Source organism: Lacrimispora brassicae, from assembly GCF_054772055.1.
In genome coordinates, this window is the sequence record NZ_BRYH01000012.1 from 13,084 (window position 1) to 29,074 (window position 15,991).

Here is a 15,991-nt window from a genome sequence, read left to right on the forward strand (position 1 = left end):
ATCAGTTGCTTTCGCCGTTTCCCAGTTCCTCATCTACTGCTCTTCTTACGGCAGTTACCTTTAAGCCATATATTACCTGAACGTTATTACCCTTTTTCACCACGCCGTTGGCTCCGGTGCCATTTTTCAGCACCTCTTCCTGAACCAGGCCCGGATCTGTGATAATCAGGCGCAGACGGGTGAAACAGTTATCCACTTTTTCAATATTACCGGCACCGCCCAGGGCTTTTATGATCAATGAGGCGTCCACATCATCGCCGTCTTTTCCATCTTTTTCAGAAGCTACCTTTTCCTTGTACTCCGCTTTGGTATGAAGCTTCATTTCCATACCTTCTGTTTCCCGTCCTAAAGTCTTTAAATTCAGTTTTGTAATGAGAAAGCGGAATATGGCGTAATAGACCACAAAAAACATTAGGCCTGTGACAATGTACATGGGCCATCCGGTTTTATGGATTCCCAAAGGCACATTGAAAAGCAGAAAATCCAAAAAGCCGTTGGGACCGATGGCGCGGACGTTTAATACATTGAGAACCACCATGCTCAGTCCGCTTAAGCCTGCGTGAACAGCAAACAGGACCGGAGCCACGAACATAAAGGAAAATTCAATGGGCTCTGTAACCCCTGCAATAAAAGAAGTAAATGCGGCAGGGATCAGGATGGCTTTGATCTTATTGCGGTTTTCCGGTCTGGCCGTATGATACATGGCAAGACAGGCTCCCATAAGACCGAACATCTTGGAAATTCCTCTTGCATCCCAAATAACTGAACGGGACAGGACCTCAATGGAAGGATCTGCGATCTCGGCATAATAAATGTTCCTGGCTCCTTCAAACACCTGCCCTCCTATGGTTTCAATGCCGCCAAGAGAGGTGTATAAAAACGGGGTGTAGACCAGGTGATGAAGACCCGTGGGTATGAGAAGACGTTCCAGCGCACCGTAAATAAAGATTCCAAAGTTACCGGAACGGTTGATGAATCCTCCAAGGCTGGTGATCCCCAACTGGACAAACGGCCAGACATAAGTGAGGAGAACCGCCAGGAAAACGGTCACAGGGATCAATACGATGAATACAAACCTGGAGCCTCCATAAATCTGGAAAGCATTTTGGAATTCTGTTTCACAAAACCGGTTGTGGACCATGGCCGTTACGATTCCAAGAATAATTCCCAGGAATACACCCATGTCCAGGATCTGTACTCCCAGCACCATGGCCTGACCCGTTCCCCTTAAGGACTCCCCTGTAAACAGGATCCCTGTTAAGGTCATAAACTTGTTCATGGCGTTAATGAATACCAGAAACCCTAAAAGAGCAGTAAATCCGGCCTCATATTTTTTCTTATTGGCAAGTCCTGCCGCAAGTCCCACACAAAAGATCAGCCCCAGGTTATTTAAGATAGACACCAGGGAACCTGACAGAATGGTTCCAAAGCCCTTTGTTACCGGATTGTCCAAAAAGGGCAGAAGCTCCAGCAATTTTGCATTGGTAAATAAATTTCCCACAGCGATTAAAATACCTGCAATAGGCAGGATCAAAACCGGGATAAACATTGCTTTTGAAAAGCGCTGCAACTGATCCATCACTTTATCTTTCATTCTCTTTTCCTCCAACTATCAATGATCGGTTTTCTGTTTTTCATTCCACGTGAAATTCATATCCGTATTATAGCCGCCGTCTCGCCCTTTGTATATACTTTGGGAAGGGATAGGAACCTGTTATCCCAAGTAGTAACAGGTTTCAAAAAAAAATCCGGATGCCGCTATTTTTAACGTCATCCGGAACCTTTATTCTTCTTTTTTATCCATATTCTGGAGCACCTTGTGATACTCATAGATCAAAAGCTCCATTAGCATAAACACATTAGGGAAAAATGTGTTTGCCATCATATTTCTGTCATCCAGCTTATTGCTGTCCTCTATGCGAAACTGCATATCCGTTATGGAGCTGACCCGGTTTTCCGCCTCATTGGTAAAGGACACGGTAAAAATGCCGTTCTCCCTGGCAGTTTTCACCCGGTCCGCCACCCAGTCTGTTTCTCCTGACCTGGAAACTACAACGAGCATTTTCATGCTCTCCAGATTGTTTTCAAAAACGCCGATGGAATCCATTCCATTGGAATAAATGCATTTTATCCCAAGGACAAGAAGCTTTTTTGTTAAGTATTCCACAGGTATGGCGGAAAAGCCAGTAGCGTACAAAAATACATAGCCCCCGTCCAGACGGCCCAGCCGTCTGGCAAATTCCCGGATATCTTGGTAGGAATTATACTTTAAAAGAGAGTTGGAGCAAAAGCTGTTAATAAACTGCATTCCGGCATCTTCATTGTCCGTAGCCCGGTTTACAAGGGGCAGCAGCTTGTAATACATATCCACAAACCCGCTGTAGCCCAGCTTTTTTGTCAGGCGCATGATGGTAGAAGTGGAGGTGAAATTTTCCTTTGCAACTCCCCGCACTCCCATTTTAAGCATGGAATCCATGTGTTCAATAATGTAACGGAGAACACTGTCCTCCACCTCTGTCAGGTTTTTTCCCGCTGTCAGCTTGCTTAAATCCACCATTCCCGCCATCCTTCTTCCCTCATTATCATCTCTCATCCATTATTAAAAATCCTCATACCCCTGAATCAGGGGATAAGGAGCGCAGTCCTTGAAAGGTGCCGTTATGGTCCCCTTCACATAAGTGCTGAACCCTGTGCGGCGAAAATCTTCCTTATTCTTATTTTTAATCAGCCGGCTGCCTCTGCCCACTTCTCCGATGTAATTCCCGTTCTGGTCATAGATTTCCTTTCCATAGAATTTCCCAAGAATCCTTCCGTCACAGGCCGCCAAATAATCCCTCTGCCTTACACCGATATAGTTTCCTTGCCAATTCCAGTATCGTTCCATTGAAATCCATCCTCCCTCTTTTCATTCTCTGTAATCATACACCATTTTTCCTTAAAAAGAAACACTTTAGGGAGGCACATTGCTAAATTTTCAATGAATGCTGGATTTTTCACAGGTTCTGTTATATAATCAACAGAAAAAATACAGAATAATCACATACACAGGAGGATGCCATGGGATTTCAATATGTAAACAATCTGCCAAGTCCGGAAGAGATCAAGGAACGCTTTCCGCTTCCGGCAGAATTAAAAGCCCTTAAAATAGAACGAGATCAGGCCATCAGCGATGTACTCACCGGAAAAAGCGATAAATTTCTCGTTATTATCGGTCCCTGCTCCGCTGACAATGAGGAGTCTGTTTCTAATTATGTAAACCGGCTTGTTGCGGTACAGGAAAAAACAAAAGACCGTCTGATCCTCATCCCAAGAATTTATACCAACAAGCCCAGAACCACAGGCGAAGGATACAAGGGAATGTTTCACCAGCCTGACCCGGAAAAAAAGCCGGACATGCACGAAGGCCTCATCGCCATCCGCCGGATGCACATGAATGTGTTCTTAGAAACCGGTTTATCCACAGCCGATGAGATGCTGTATCCGGAAAACCTGGGATATTTAGACGATATTATGTCCTACATTGCCATTGGCGCCCGTTCCGTGGAAAACCAGCAGCACCGGCTGACTTCCAGCGCCTGTGACGTTGCCGTTGGCATGAAAAATCCTACCAGCGGAGACTTGTCTGTTATGCTTAACTCCGTTGTGGCCGCACAGCAGGCCCACGATTTCACCTACAGGGGCTGGGAAGTGAGGAGCAAGGGCAACCCATTGGCCCACACCATCTTAAGGGGCGCGGTCAACAAACACGGCCAGTGCATCCCCAACTACCACTTTGAAGATTTATTCCTTCTTCATGAAATGTACAGCCGCCGCAATCTCCAGAACCCGGCCTGCATCGTGGACGCCAACCACTCCAATTCCAACAAAAAATATAAGGAACAGATCCGTATTTCCAAGGAAGTCCTTCACAGCAGAAAGCATTCCCCTGAGATCCGTTCTCTGATCAAGGGTCTGATGATTGAAAGCTACATTGAACCAGGCTGCCAGAAGGTGGGAGAAGGCTTCTACGGAAAATCCATCACTGATCCCTGTCTGGGCTGGGAAGATTCTGAACGCCTGATTTATGAAATCGCTGAAAATGTATAAATAACCGTTCTTTATTTAAGATCCTGCCGGAGCATTCCAGAATGCATCCGGCAGGTTTTTTGTTTAATATTTCTCTTCTCTTCTGTTTGTTATTGGCATTCTGCCCTCTTTTCAACTATTTTTCAATTTTCTCTTGTTTTTCTAATAAGAGATGGTAAAATATAATTGTAGTCAGCCATATGACTCTTCATCCTGTTGATGCCTCTATAACCCCATATGTAGTTGTTGACACGTTTAAACCGGACTTATTTATCCGGCTATCAGGAAAAGGAGGTATGGGTATGCGGACCATTGAAGTCGATATCCAACTGCGTTACACCCCCATTCCCCTCGCACTTTTAATCAACACCGCTAATGCCTTTGACTGCGACATCTATATTGACTACGGTTTAGTAAAGGTAAATGTCAAGGACTACGACGAGATGAAAAAAGGGCTTAACACGCAGAATCGGAACCTGCAATTTAATTTCGACGGCATTGATGAACAAGCCGCCGAAGGACGGATCGAGATGCTGTTCCAGCCGTGATCTGTCAGAAAGGAACCATTATGAATTATCATCCAAAAGAGAGTTGACATTAGCATAATGCTGATGATCAACTCTCTTTTCTTTTATTCATTCCTTTAGCCAAGGAAGGCCGTAATGATAAAGTATAAAAACACCACTGCTCCCAAAACAATTCTGTAATATCCGAAGAATTTAAAATCATGCTGTCTGATATATCCCATTAAAAACTTAATAGAATAAACGGAAACCACAAATGCCACCACCATGCCTAAAACCAAATAGAATATCTGAGGACCTGTAAAACTCAGTCCATATTTCACGATCTTTAAAAAGCTGGCTCCAAACATAATGGGAATCCCAAGGAAAAAGGAAAACTCAGCAGAAGCTGCCCTGGAACAACCTAAGATCATGGCTCCCAGAATGGTGGAACCGGAACGGGAGGTGCCGGGAATCAGGGACAAAAGCTGGAACAAGCCGATCCAAAGGGCCGTCTGGTAGGAAATATCCCCCACCTTCTGTACATCAAAACTCCGATACTTGTTTCGGTTCTCAATAATGATAAACAACACGCCATAGAGGATCAGGGTCGTTGCCACCACATAACCGTTCATCAGATATTCATCAAGGATGTCATCCACCAGAAACCCGATCACAGCGGCCGGAATACAGGCCAAAATGATCTTGGACCAGAGAACCAGGGTGGCCTGCTTCTGGGCGGTCTTTTTCCTGGCGGAAAAAGGATTGAGCTTATCAAAATACAGAACCAGTACCGCCAGGATGGCCCCAAGCTGGATCACCACCAAAAACATGTTTTTAAAAGCGGTCGGCTGATTCAAGTGTATGATTTCATCCACCAGGATCATGTGCCCCGTACTGCTTATGGGAAGCCACTCCGTAAAGCCCTCCACAATTCCCAGAACAATTACTTTTAAAATCTCAATGATATTCATTCCTTTACCCCTGTCTTTTTATATATTTTCAATCTGCCAGTCAATAGGCTCCAACCCATTGTCCTTTAAATAGGCATTGGTCCTGCTAAAGTGTTTACAGCCAAAAAATCCCCGGTAAGCGGAAAGAGGGCTGGGGTGAGGCGCTTCCAGGATTAAGTGCCTGGGGTTTGTGAGCATGGCCTTCTTATTCTGGGCCGGACGTCCCCATAAAAGGAATACCATGGGCCGATCCTGCTCATTTAAGATCTTAATGGCAGCATCCGTAAAGGTCTCCCAGCCCATCCCCTGATGGGAATTGGCCGCATGGGCGCGCACAGTAAGGACCGTATTAAGCAGCATGATCCCCTGATCCGCCCATTTTTTCAAATACCCGTTATTGGGGATCTCACATCCCAAATCCTCCTTAAGCTCCTGATAAATGTTCACAAGAGAAGGAGGTGTCTCCACATCAGGCTTTACGGAAAAACACAGCCCGTGGGCCTGCCCATTATTATGATAAGGATCCTGCCCCAGAATCACTACCTTCACTTTGGAAAGGGGCGTGAACTGAAACGCATTAAAAATGTCGTTTGGGTCCGGAAAGACCTGAGTTGTTTCATATTCATGCTTCACCTTCTGATAAAGTTCCCTGTAATATGGCTTTTTAAACTCTCCGTTTAAGGGTTCCAGCCAATCATTCTCAATTGCTCCCATTTTTCTCTCTCCTTTATCTTTTTTGGGGAAATCCCCATTTTTGTATACAGATGAATCAAGGGAAAAGATGTTTTTCTTTCAGCCTTAAATTCTCACCGGTACTCCCATTTCGTTCAAATACCGTTTTAATTCCATGATCTCCAGCTCCTTGTAATGGAACAGGGAAGCAGCCAAGGCCGCATCAGCCTTTCCTTTTGTCAGGGCACTGCAAAAGTGCTCCATAGTGCCTGCCCCTCCTGAAGCGATCACCGGAACGGAAACATGCTCCGCGATGATCCGGTTCAGCTCATCATCATATCCGGCCTTTGTTCCGTCGCAGTCCATGCTGGTAAGCAGGATCTCCCCTGCTCCAAGGCTGTCTGCCTTCATGGCCCATTCCACCGCATCAAGTCCTGTATCGATCCGGCCTCCGTTCTTAAATACGTTCCAGCCCTTTCCATCCCCTCTCCTTCTGGCATCAATGGCAACCACCACGCACTGGCGCCCGAATTTGCCGGCAGCATCGGAAATCAACTGGGGGGTATTGATGGCCGAGGAATTAATGGATATCTTATCCGCGCCTTCCCTTAAAAGCATTTTAAAATCCTCTACCGTACGGATCCCGCCGCCAACGGTAAAGGGGATAAACACCTTCTCCGCCACCCGGCGCACCATCTCCACCACTGTATTCCGGTTATCGGAAGATGCGGTGATATCAAGGAACACCACCTCGTCGGCACCTGCCTTATCATAAGCGGCAGCAATCTCCACCGGGTCCCCGGCATCCTTTAAATTCACGAAATTAACGCCCTTTACCACCCTTCCGTCCATTACATCCAGGCATGGAATGATCCTCTTCGTAAGCATCCGGCACCTCCTAAGTAAGTTGAATGAAATTTTTTAAAATCTTTAATCCAGTATCGCTGCTCTTCTCCGGATGGAATTGGCAGGCAAAAAGGTTCCCCTGTTCCACCGATGCCCCGAACCGGACGCCGTACTCCGCAGATGCGGCCACATGGTCTTCCCTGTCTGCTTCTAAATAATATGAATGGACAAAATACACATATGCCCCGGAATCAATCCCTTTGAAAAGTCTTGCGTCAGGCTTTATATCCAGACGGTTCCATCCCATGTGCGGGACTTTAAGACCCGGTATATCCGGGAATCTCACAATCCTTCCTGGAAGCAGGGACAGCCCCTTGACCCCCTGGCATTCTTCGCTGCTTTCAAAGAAAAGCTGAAGCCCTAAGCATATCCCAAGAAAGGGCGTTCCCTTTGAAACCACCTGGTGGATCACATCCACCAGCCCATATTGATGGAGCTTTTCCATTGCATCTCCAAAGGAACCTACCCCAGGCAGGATCACCTTGTCTGCAGAAAGCAGAATCTCCTTGTCCCGGCTTACCACCGGCATTTCCCCCAGTGAGGTCAGGGCTTTCTCCACACTCTTCAAGTTTCCAGCATCGTAGTCGATTATTGCAATCATGGCTGTCACCTCTTTACGCCTTTTTTCAACATTTTAACACAGCGGCATACAATGTACAACGCAAAATATGACTATAATTTCCTAAGAAATTCCAAAGAATTTCCCGAAACACCATCAGCCTTCCCCTTCACAGCCTCAGGAATCTGGGAAAAGCTTTCGTGAATCCGGTACATATGGGCCTTTTTGTTTATTGACACAGTCTTCTCAAAAGGCCATCGGATGACTGTTGGAGTCTTAAAGCCAACTCCCAGTTCCAAAACCAGCAGCCTTTTGTTAAGGGTCCCGGCCAGCCATGTTGTATAGGCCTTCCACTGGGGAAGGTAGCCTTCTTCTATGTAGTTCTTTAATTCTATGGTATTGCCCGTAAGGGGAGCATTGCAATGGGGACAGACATCCTCTGGAATCTCATCCGGCTCCCAGATATCCTTTGTACAGGATTTGGAGCACTGCCTCCATGTCACATTCCCGCAGGGCGCTACCAACCGGCTTTTTTCCAGGGGTGACTTAAATATCTCCCCATCGGTGACTGTGGTCACAATAAAATAATCCTTACCCTTAATGAGCCTGTCCAGCTTTTCATACAGACTTCCAATATCCGGTATGTTTTCTGCCTTCCATTCCTCTCCGATTCCGATCAAAAGCTTTTCACAAACTTCTATTTCTCCTAAAATCTGTTCCTTCTCAGCCATATTCATCCACCTTTTTATTCATACAATTCTCTTTAATTATACATCAAAGGGTATTTTATGAAAAGATGGAAATTCTGTCCTTGCGGCCTACTATGGATATATGCTATACTAATTCATGCATTTAGTCAAATACCCCACATCAGGATGTGAGGTATTTGCTCCTTGCAGCATTTGCCAGATACAGGTTTGTGAACCAACTGGATATGCAAGCATATCCTCTTGATTCATTAGGAGACAAATAATGAAAAAGGAAGTCAGCAGATCATGAATAAGTTTAAAAGGCTTTCTCCCTTTTTGGGAGGCTGCGCTGCCATTGCGCTCCTGGCGCTGCTGTTGCTCATATATACCCTGACAAAACCGGTTCCCATGGCGGGAACAAAAAACATTTCCATTGATGTGGTATATGAAAACGGAGTAAAGGACCACTACCAGATCACCACGGAAGCACAGTTTCTGTTAGAAGCACTTAAATCCGTACCGAATCTTCAAATTGAAGGAACCACTACCGAAGAACTGGGCCTCATGGTCAATAAGATTAACGGAAAACGGGCAGACTATCAGAAGGATGGCGCTTACTGGGCTCTTCTGTGCAACGGGGACCCCTGCAGCTATGGAGTGAGCCAGCAGGCCATCAAGGATGGCGAGCACTACACCTTTCAGTATACCCTGTCCTCTGAGGAAAACAAAAAATAATGAAAAACCATTCCCTGCTTACCACCAGGGAGCTGGTATTAGACGCATTGCTTTCAGCCCTTTTATTTGTCAGCCAGGTGAGTTTGTCATGGCTGCCTAATGTAGAATTGGTATCCCTGCTTCTAATTTTATACACCCTGGTATTCCGCAAACACGTATGGCTCATCCTGTACGTGTTTGTTATATTGGAAGGGCTTGTATACGGCTTTGGCCTCTGGTGGTTTTCCTATTTATATGTGTGGCCCATTCTTCCGGCCGCCGTATTTCTCATCTACAAAAACAAAATGCCAACGCCCTTTGGCATATCCCTGCTTTCCGGAATCTTTGGGATGCTGTTCGGATTCTTCTGCGCCGGATTCTACCTCATTGCCGGAGGCCCCGGCGGGGCCCTCACCTGGTGGACGGCTGGAATCCCATACGATATCGTCCACGGAACCGGCAATTTTTTTCTGTCCCTCATTTTGTTTCAGCCGTTATACCGGCTGCTCACCTCATTAAAACGAGGTCTAATTCAGCGATAAAGGAGTGTATGCTTATGGAATCAGCAATCGTAAGATTGAAAAAAGGAGAAGGCCGTTCTTTAAAGGCCGGCGGCCTGTGGATCTATGACAATGAAATTGATACCATCACCGGAGATTATACCAACGGGGACATGATTCTTGTGGAAGACTTTGACGGCTATTTCCTGGGCCATGGCTTCATCAATACCAGTTCCAAGCTCACCGTCCGCATCATGTCCCGAAAAAAAGACACCACAGTAGACGAAAGCTTCCTGGAAATGCGGGTCCGCAATGCATGGGAATACCGGAAAGCCACAGTGGATACCTCCTGCTGCCGCCTGATTTTCGGGGAGGCAGACTTCCTTCCCGGAATCGTGGTTGACAAGTTCGGCCATGTCCTTGTGGTGGAATCCCTGGCCCTTGGCATTGACCGGCTAAAGCCTGTGATCCTGGAAAAGCTCATAAAAGTACTGGAAGAGGATGGCATAAAGATCCGGGGGATTTACGAGCGGAGCGATGCCAAGGTCCGTCTCCAGGAAGGCATGGAACGCTTTAAGGGCTTCATTGGTCCCTCTTTTGACACCAAGGTGGAGATCTTGGAAAATGGAGTCAAATACTTAGTCGATGTTCAGGATGGCCAGAAAACCGGATTTTTCCTTGACCAGAAATACAACCGCCTTGCCATTCAGCGCCTATGCAAAGACAAGAAGGTCTTGGACTGCTTCACCCACACCGGCTCATTTGCCTTAAATGCCGGCATTGCGGGAGCAAGGGAGGTCCTTGGCGTGGATGCCTCTGAGCTTGGCATCGCCCAGGCAAAAGAAAATGCTGAATTAAACGGCTTATCCCACCGGGTAACCTTTCAGTGCGCCGATGTTTTTGAGCTTCTTCCTGAGCTTGAGAAAAACGGGGAAAAATTCGATGTGGTCATCCTGGACCCCCCGGCCTTCACCAAATCCAGAAACTCCGTAAAGAACGCGGTTAAAGGCTACCGGGAGATTAATCTCCGGGGCATGAAACTGATCAGGGATGGCGGCTACTTAGCCACCTGCTCCTGCTCCCATTTCATGACTCCAGAGCTTTTCACCAAAACCATCCGGGAAGCAGCCGCAAACGTCCACAAGCGCCTCCGACAGGTAGAATACAGGACCCAGGCTGCGGACCACCCCATCTTGTGGGCGGGAGAAGAAACCTCCTATTACCTGAAATTTTACATTTTCCAGGTCTGCGACGAGAAATAACCGGAATTCACCAGACGTTCTATCATTCAAAATCCAGCAAGAGAGGGCATCCCAAAAGGAATTTTAAATTCAACTTTTGGGATGCCCTCGTTTAATTTCCTTGATTTGACAGCCAGTTCCTCCAACAACTCCATATAATTGTGGATTCGGTCAGGTTTTATGCCCCGGCTTTGCGCTTTTCATCATCATTCGCTCCTTCTGCCCAGCAGCGAGTCGGCTTCCATCATATTTTTAATGACTGGAACCCCAAATGGACAACGCGCTTCGCAACTGCCACAGGCGATACACTCATCCCCGCCATGAAGAAGGCTTTGATAATGAGAACGTATGGATGGTGGTACAGCGTTCTTATCAAGCCGAGCAATGTCCAAGTATTTGTTGACAGCGGCAATATCTATTTCAGAAGGACATGGCTGGCAATGTCCGCAATACACGCAATTTCCTTCGAAAGCACTATGCACTTCGTTAAAAATCCAAGCGTAATCCTTGTCAGTATCGGCTGCCGAAAGATAACTCATGTTGTCATTGACTTCAGCCCGTGTTTTACAGCCTGTCAGCACACTGGCCACTGCCGGCCTTGAAAGTGCGTAATGGATACACTGCGGCGAAGTCATGGGTTTGCTGTAAGGCGTATGTTCCGGCGAGAGCAGTTTGCCGCCGCCAAAGGTTTTCATCACAGTAATACCAACTTGTTTTTGTGTACACAGCTTGTATAATTCCGCTCGCTTGGGATCAATTCCGTTAAAAACCCCTGCCTGGAAGCCATTATCAAGGCAATCGAAAATGCTCGCTTTAGATGAGAGCATGTCAAATGCAGGATTAATGCTAAACATCATCATCTCTGGCACTCCTGTGTGAATGACCTTCATTGCTGTTTCAGGATTGTGGGAGCTAAAACCAATATGCCGGATGTCGCCTTGTTGTTTCAGCCGCTCCACATATGTGACAAAGTCTGTCTCAAAAACATTTTTATAGTCCTGCTCCGAGTCAATAAAAAACATCATGCCAAAATCTATGTAGCCGAAGATCCGCAGCAGTTCTTCAAAATACTGCTTAACCACAGGCATGTCCCGACTGATATCGTACTGCATGTTTATATTCGTGGAACCGATATGCCCTTGCAGCATCACCTGGTCACGCTTGCTGCCAAGGGCTTTTCCGATGTTTTCACGCACTTCCGTGCCTGGCATAAAAACATCCAAAAGATTAACGCCATGCTCAAGTGCTGCATCAATGGTTTCCTTTACTTGCTCATATGACTTGCCGTCAAGGTGTTCGCAGCCAAGGCCAATAACGCTTGCATGTTTGCCGGTTTTCCCAACCTCTCTGTATTCCATATTATTACCCCCTGAACTTAAATATCTATTAATATTAATTATTCCTCCGCTGAAGTAATTGCATCAAGACTTCTCTTAAATTATATCAGCCTTTTTCAGTCCATCTTTTAACCATTCCATATAATTCTTCGAGTTTCACCCTTGTTGATTCTTCTAAATGCAGGCAGAGTCTTTCATTCTATCGCCCCTTTGTATTATTATAACTGTTATACCAACGCTTGTAAACAAAGAGGTCAAGACATTATTGGGGGATAAGAAACAAAAATGAAAAGGGTATTGCTGAAACGCCTCAGAATGAATAAATTGCTGCAATTCCTGAAGAAAACGTTATAAGTTGAATGAGGCAAATTCATAAAAAATACCTCACAATTAATTAGTTTATAATCAATTGCGAGGCAATATTTTTTGTTTTTTCTCAAGTCTTGTTTGATTTCTTTATAAAGTTTTCAACTTGACAACATTGATTTTTCAGCACTCTCTTTTGTTGCTTTTTTATTTAAATTTGTTTTCTGCTACTCCAGATTAAGGCGCTTTGACAGGATACGTTCCGTACCGAAAAAGAATATGGCAAGCTGAATCCCACTGTAAATAATCGAACCAATAAAGGCCAGGTGCAGGGCATAGGACACCCCCTGTGTGTCAGGCATGGTTTCAATCATGCGGGAAAACGATTTCAGGGATGGTACACTTGCAAGTATGATCATTGCAAATCCGCTGATAAAGCTAATAAGCATAGAGATTGCAATAAAGGCCACAACGGACATCATCACGCGGTGTTTGTTTGACAAATGCCCCAGTGCCATGGAAAAGTACATGTGGTAAAGCTTAACCAGTCCGCTGACAATTGTCAGAATAATCAGCTCAAACACAAGCAGAGGCCAGGACGGAACCTGAGCAATCCCACGGTTGAAGACAGCCCATATCTGAGGATCGGAAATTGCTGTAAAAACTTTGGCAGGACCTACGGTACCCAGCACCAGAATAAAAATGGATACAAAAGCCGTCAGAACGCTTGCCAGGGACATGACAAATGCTACCGTGCCCTTTGCTGCAATCAACTGCCAGGGCTTTACCGGAAGGGTAAACATCAAATAGCCTTCATCGCATAGAAGGCCCTTATAAAACCGCTGAATGACGATGATCAGGGTCAGTACACTCAGCGCAACCAGAACGCCGAAGTAGGCGATCACGGAGATCGTCTGAATCAGGCTTAGAAGGCCGTGGCCAAAGCTGAAGCCAGACATCAGGCCGTCATAATATCCATTGGACAGCGAGCCTACACCCATAAATGCATTAAGAATGGATATGGCGATAACCGCCAGATAAATGGGCGCAAGAGTGCGCACAATGGATTTAAATTCGTATTTGCAAAGTTTGCCAAACATCTTATTTCCTCCTTTTATTAGCTGCTGTAGGCGAAGATTTCGCGGAACAGTTGATCGACTGACTTGCCTTCCTGCTCGCGGATGTTATCCACAGTATCGTGGCGCACAACCTTGCCGTTTTGCAGGAAAATGGCTTCGTCCAACACGCGCTCAATATCGGAAATCAGGTGTGTGGAAAGCATGACAGTACCATTTTCGTTATAGTTGGTCAGAATCGTGTTCAGAATGAAGTCACGTGCTGCCGGGTCAACGCCGCCGATGGGCTCGTCAAGCAGATAAAGCTGTGCTTTACGGCTCATGATGAGCGCAAGCTGTACCTTTTCTTTGGTGCCCTTAGACATGGTCTTCAGCCGGTCATTGGGCTGGATGCCAAGGGCTGCGAACATTTCCATTGCCTTTGGACGGTCAAAATCCCCATAAAAATCAGCAAAAAAATCAGTCAGATCGCAGGTTTTCATCCAGTCGGCAAAGTACATGCGATCTGGCAGATAAGAGATGACTGACTTGGTTTCCACTCCAGGCCCATTGCCGTTTACCTCCAGTGTGCCGGAGGTTGGCTGCAAGAGTCCGCACAGAAGCTTGATAAAGGTGGTCTTGCCAGAGCCGTTTGGACCCAAAAGGCCGATAATACGGCCCCGGCCCACTGCCAGATCAATATGGTCAAGGGCGGGCTTTGTACCGTAGAGCTTAGTCAGGCCGCGCGCTGTGATGAGTTCCTGATTCATATATGTTCCTCCTTTTTATTCCACGCTGCGAGCAGGTCGCGGGTTTGTTCATCGGTATAGCCCAGGGCACGCATGGACGCAAGAAATTCATCCATTCGCGTATAGGCAAACTCCTCCCGCACTCTGTGGATGAGTGACAGATCCTCTGTAACCATCCGTCCTGCTGTGCGGCGCGTTTCTACCAGCCCCCTGCTTTCCAGTTCCGCCAGTGCGCGCTGCATAGTGTTTGGGTTGACACTCGCCTCACTGGCCAGCGCCCGCACCGTTGGCACAGCCGCGCCGGATGCATATATGCCGGACACGATGCGCAAAGTGAGCTGATCCACAAGCTGTATCCAGATGGGCCGGTCATCGGTCAGTTTCCAGGTCATGATACCGCCTCCTTTTTGTATTGTTCTGCTGTTGTATTAATCACATAATACAATAATACAGTCATTTCCCATTTGTGTCAACAGATATTTCAAAAATACAGTTTTCCAAAACGTGCTTATGGCATACTCCATTCATTCATCTGGCCGATAACCGTGCCGTCATCTGGAAGATTAAATTGGTTTTCCCATATACCGGAAGGCTGCCTCATGGCCGTGTATTCCTTATCTATAAACTTATCCGTCTTGTTAATAATGGCATTGGAAATAACGGTCAGCACCTGTATGATAAAAAAGTTTGAGCACCCATGCAGGGGGCTCAAACTTTTTCAGTTCCTTATTAAATCTCTACCATTCCATTCATCCTTTATGGATAAAAGTGAGAATAAACGCCTCCTGGGGCAACTCCTCCCCGCAAGGCGGCCATCTCGCTTACCGTAACCAACTGATACCCTGCCTCCGAAAGCCTTGGAATGATTTCAAGGGCAGCAGCCCCGCTTTGGGAATAAAGCTCATGCATGAGAACGATATCTCCGTCACGGACCTGGCTCATTACCGCATTTACCGTCTTTGCCGCATTTCTCGTCTTCCAGTCCCGGGTATCAATGCTCCACATGATGACAGGCGCCTGGGCATTTGCAAGGACCGCAGCATTTTTTGCCCCTCCCGGAGGCCTTACCAGGGCAGGCCTGACACCGCAGGCAGCCTGTACCGCGTCATTGCATAAGTTGATCTGTCTCTGGATCTGAGCTCCGTTTAATTTGGTCAGGTTTTTATGCTCATAGGTGTGATTGCCGATTTCATGCCCTTCTGCGGCCATGCGCTGCATTTCCGCCCCATAAGAGGGAACCCGGCTGCCCACCACGAAAAACGTGGCCTTTCCTCCATACTGGGCCAGACAATCCATAATCTGATTTCCCACAGGAGCAAAAGGCCCGTCGTCAAATGTCAAAGCCACCATTGGCTTTGAAGGGTCGATCTGGCGTCCTGCAGGAGCCTGCTCCTGACTTTCCTGGGAAGCAGCCTCCTGCTGCCCTTCCGCCTCTGTTCCTGCATTTACATCCTGGGCCTGGGAGTTGTCCTGCCCCTCGTTACCAGTTTCTTCTTCCTCTTGTTTTCCCGGCTGCTCTGAAACATTTCCATTCTCGTCTACCCACCTGGCCACACCTGGCCCCAGGTTTTCATCTATCCAGCCATTTCGTACTTCCGATGCCTCCTGGGCCGATGCCGTTTCATCCGCCATGGAAGGAAACGGTGTAGCCGGTACGAACGCTGTCACAAGTGCCACGGTCATCAGGCCGAAGCCCCATTGTAATAATTTTTTCATGTTACATTTCTCCTTTCCCCATTTTT

The 15,991-nt window shown here is 46.7% G+C and carries 19 protein-coding genes; 5 read left to right on the top strand and 14 right to left on the bottom strand.

From position 1 onward, the window contains the following. Position 1: 1 nt before the first annotated feature. The 3 genes from ACYVD3_RS07900 to ACYVD3_RS07910 form a co-directional block, all read right to left on the bottom strand. Complete coding sequence (locus ACYVD3_RS07900; RefSeq protein WP_460641973.1) at positions 2–1,594, bottom strand: PTS transporter subunit EIIC; 1,593 nt, start codon at positions 1,592–1,594, stop codon at positions 2–4. 189 nt (positions 1,595–1,783) lie between these two features. Beyond that, positions 1,784–2,593 carry a MurR/RpiR family transcriptional regulator gene (locus tag ACYVD3_RS07905; RefSeq protein ID WP_460641974.1) on the bottom strand — a complete coding sequence of 270 codons (810 nt, stop codon included), beginning with the start codon at positions 2,591–2,593 and terminating at the stop codon, positions 1,784–1,786. A gap of 6 nt (positions 2,594–2,599) precedes the next feature. Continuing rightward, the gene (locus ACYVD3_RS07910; RefSeq protein WP_460641975.1) at positions 2,600–2,884 is read right to left on the bottom strand and encodes a hypothetical protein; all 285 of its coding nucleotides are present in this window, start codon (positions 2,882–2,884) and stop codon (positions 2,600–2,602) included. 173 nt (positions 2,885–3,057) lie between these two features. Between ACYVD3_RS07910 and ACYVD3_RS07915 the strand changes: the two genes are divergently transcribed. Further along, on the top strand, positions 3,058–4,086 hold the full coding sequence (locus ACYVD3_RS07915) for a 3-deoxy-7-phosphoheptulonate synthase (RefSeq protein WP_460641976.1): 1,029 nt from the start codon (positions 3,058–3,060) through the stop codon (positions 4,084–4,086). A 281-nt stretch (positions 4,087–4,367) separates the two neighbouring features. Further along, entirely contained in the window at positions 4,368–4,613 is a 246-nt protein-coding gene (locus tag ACYVD3_RS07920) for an HPr family phosphocarrier protein (RefSeq protein ID WP_460641977.1), read from the top strand. A gap of 95 nt (positions 4,614–4,708) precedes the next feature. Here the strand turns inward: ACYVD3_RS07920 and ACYVD3_RS07925 are convergent, their stop codons facing one another. From ACYVD3_RS07925 to ACYVD3_RS07945, 5 genes are all read right to left on the bottom strand, one after another. Then, positions 4,709–5,542, bottom strand: coding sequence for an undecaprenyl-diphosphate phosphatase (locus ACYVD3_RS07925; protein ID WP_460641978.1), 834 nt, complete (start codon positions 5,540–5,542; stop codon positions 4,709–4,711). A gap of 18 nt (positions 5,543–5,560) precedes the next feature. Continuing rightward, on the bottom strand, positions 5,561–6,235 hold the full coding sequence (locus ACYVD3_RS07930; RefSeq protein ID WP_460641979.1) for a uracil-DNA glycosylase: 675 nt from the start codon (positions 6,233–6,235) through the stop codon (positions 5,561–5,563). Between the two features lie 84 nt (positions 6,236–6,319). After that, positions 6,320–7,081, bottom strand: a complete 762-nt coding sequence (gene hisF / locus ACYVD3_RS07935) for an imidazole glycerol phosphate synthase subunit HisF (protein ID WP_460641980.1) — start codon at positions 7,079–7,081, stop codon at positions 6,320–6,322. 10 nt (positions 7,082–7,091) lie between these two features. Beyond that, entirely contained in the window at positions 7,092–7,700 is a 609-nt protein-coding gene (gene hisH, locus ACYVD3_RS07940) for an imidazole glycerol phosphate synthase subunit HisH (RefSeq protein ID WP_460641981.1), read from the bottom strand. A 71-nt stretch (positions 7,701–7,771) separates the two neighbouring features. Next, positions 7,772–8,389 carry an SIR2 family NAD-dependent protein deacylase gene (locus tag ACYVD3_RS07945; protein WP_460641982.1) on the bottom strand — a complete coding sequence of 206 codons (618 nt, stop codon included), beginning with the start codon at positions 8,387–8,389 and terminating at the stop codon, positions 7,772–7,774. 264 nt (positions 8,390–8,653) lie between these two features. Here ACYVD3_RS07945 and ACYVD3_RS07950 point away from each other — a divergent pair, with 264 nt between their 5' ends. The 3 genes from ACYVD3_RS07950 to ACYVD3_RS07960 are packed head-to-tail and all read left to right on the top strand — an operon-like array spanning position 8,654 to position 10,823. Continuing rightward, positions 8,654–9,082 carry a DUF4430 domain-containing protein gene (locus ACYVD3_RS07950; RefSeq protein WP_460641983.1) on the top strand — a complete coding sequence of 143 codons (429 nt, stop codon included), beginning with the start codon at positions 8,654–8,656 and terminating at the stop codon, positions 9,080–9,082. Next, positions 9,082–9,603, top strand: a complete 522-nt coding sequence (locus ACYVD3_RS07955; protein ID WP_460641984.1) for a hypothetical protein — start codon at positions 9,082–9,084, stop codon at positions 9,601–9,603. The genes ACYVD3_RS07950 and ACYVD3_RS07955 overlap by 1 nt, the downstream gene beginning before the upstream one ends. A 14-nt stretch (positions 9,604–9,617) precedes the next feature. Beyond that, positions 9,618–10,823 carry a class I SAM-dependent rRNA methyltransferase gene (locus tag ACYVD3_RS07960; protein WP_460641985.1) on the top strand — a complete coding sequence of 402 codons (1,206 nt, stop codon included), beginning with the start codon at positions 9,618–9,620 and terminating at the stop codon, positions 10,821–10,823. Positions 10,824–11,008: 185 nt separating this feature from the next. Here ACYVD3_RS07960 and ACYVD3_RS07965 read toward each other — a convergent pair whose 3' ends face one another. The 6 genes from ACYVD3_RS07965 to ACYVD3_RS07990 form a co-directional block, all read right to left on the bottom strand. Next, positions 11,009–12,160 (bottom strand): aldo/keto reductase, encoded by a 1,152-nt coding sequence (locus tag ACYVD3_RS07965; RefSeq protein WP_460641986.1) that lies wholly within the window; start codon positions 12,158–12,160, stop codon positions 11,009–11,011. 512 nt (positions 12,161–12,672) lie between these two features. Beyond that, a complete protein-coding gene (locus ACYVD3_RS07970; protein WP_460641987.1) occupies positions 12,673–13,545 on the bottom strand; it encodes a hypothetical protein in 873 nt (290 codons plus the stop codon). A gap of 17 nt (positions 13,546–13,562) precedes the next feature. Then, positions 13,563–14,270 carry an ABC transporter ATP-binding protein gene (locus ACYVD3_RS07975; protein WP_460641988.1) on the bottom strand — a complete coding sequence of 236 codons (708 nt, stop codon included), beginning with the start codon at positions 14,268–14,270 and terminating at the stop codon, positions 13,563–13,565. Continuing rightward, positions 14,267–14,641: a GntR family transcriptional regulator gene (locus ACYVD3_RS07980; RefSeq protein ID WP_460641989.1), complete on the bottom strand. Its 375-nt coding sequence runs from the start codon at positions 14,639–14,641 to the stop codon at positions 14,267–14,269. The genes ACYVD3_RS07975 and ACYVD3_RS07980 overlap by 4 nt, the downstream gene beginning before the upstream one ends. A gap of 116 nt (positions 14,642–14,757) precedes the next feature. After that, on the bottom strand, positions 14,758–14,961 hold the full coding sequence (locus ACYVD3_RS07985; protein ID WP_460641990.1) for a hypothetical protein: 204 nt from the start codon (positions 14,959–14,961) through the stop codon (positions 14,758–14,760). Between the two features lie 44 nt (positions 14,962–15,005). Beyond that, positions 15,006–15,965 carry a polysaccharide deacetylase family protein gene (locus tag ACYVD3_RS07990; protein ID WP_460641991.1) on the bottom strand — a complete coding sequence of 320 codons (960 nt, stop codon included), beginning with the start codon at positions 15,963–15,965 and terminating at the stop codon, positions 15,006–15,008. Positions 15,966–15,991: the final 26 nt, after the last annotated feature.

Coding starts and splice junctions, on each gene's coding strand:
- ACYVD3_RS07900 (WP_460641973.1), bottom strand. CDS start 1,594: ATGAAAGATAAAGTGATGGATCAGTTGCAGCGCTTTTCAAAAGCAATG.
- ACYVD3_RS07905 (WP_460641974.1), bottom strand. CDS start 2,593: ATGAGAGATGATAATGAGGGAAGAAGGATGGCGGGAATGGTGGATTTA.
- ACYVD3_RS07910 (WP_460641975.1), bottom strand. CDS start 2,884: ATGGAACGATACTGGAATTGGCAAGGAAACTATATCGGTGTAAGGCAG.
- ACYVD3_RS07915 (WP_460641976.1), top strand. CDS start 3,058: ATGGGATTTCAATATGTAAACAATCTGCCAAGTCCGGAAGAGATCAAG.
- ACYVD3_RS07920 (WP_460641977.1), top strand. CDS start 4,368: ATGCGGACCATTGAAGTCGATATCCAACTGCGTTACACCCCCATTCCC.
- ACYVD3_RS07925 (WP_460641978.1), bottom strand. CDS start 5,542: ATGAATATCATTGAGATTTTAAAAGTAATTGTTCTGGGAATTGTGGAG.
- ACYVD3_RS07930 (WP_460641979.1), bottom strand. CDS start 6,235: ATGGGAGCAATTGAGAATGATTGGCTGGAACCCTTAAACGGAGAGTTT.
- hisF (WP_460641980.1), bottom strand. CDS start 7,081: ATGCTTACGAAGAGGATCATTCCATGCCTGGATGTAATGGACGGAAGG.
- hisH (WP_460641981.1), bottom strand. CDS start 7,700: ATGATTGCAATAATCGACTACGATGCTGGAAACTTGAAGAGTGTGGAG.
- ACYVD3_RS07945 (WP_460641982.1), bottom strand. CDS start 8,389: ATGGCTGAGAAGGAACAGATTTTAGGAGAAATAGAAGTTTGTGAAAAG.
- ACYVD3_RS07950 (WP_460641983.1), top strand. CDS start 8,654: ATGAATAAGTTTAAAAGGCTTTCTCCCTTTTTGGGAGGCTGCGCTGCC.
- ACYVD3_RS07955 (WP_460641984.1), top strand. CDS start 9,082: ATGAAAAACCATTCCCTGCTTACCACCAGGGAGCTGGTATTAGACGCA.
- ACYVD3_RS07960 (WP_460641985.1), top strand. CDS start 9,618: ATGGAATCAGCAATCGTAAGATTGAAAAAAGGAGAAGGCCGTTCTTTA.
- ACYVD3_RS07965 (WP_460641986.1), bottom strand. CDS start 12,160: ATGGAATACAGAGAGGTTGGGAAAACCGGCAAACATGCAAGCGTTATT.
- ACYVD3_RS07970 (WP_460641987.1), bottom strand. CDS start 13,545: ATGTTTGGCAAACTTTGCAAATACGAATTTAAATCCATTGTGCGCACT.
- ACYVD3_RS07975 (WP_460641988.1), bottom strand. CDS start 14,270: ATGAATCAGGAACTCATCACAGCGCGCGGCCTGACTAAGCTCTACGGT.
- ACYVD3_RS07980 (WP_460641989.1), bottom strand. CDS start 14,641: ATGACCTGGAAACTGACCGATGACCGGCCCATCTGGATACAGCTTGTG.
- ACYVD3_RS07990 (WP_460641991.1), bottom strand. CDS start 15,965: ATGAAAAAATTATTACAATGGGGCTTCGGCCTGATGACCGTGGCACTT.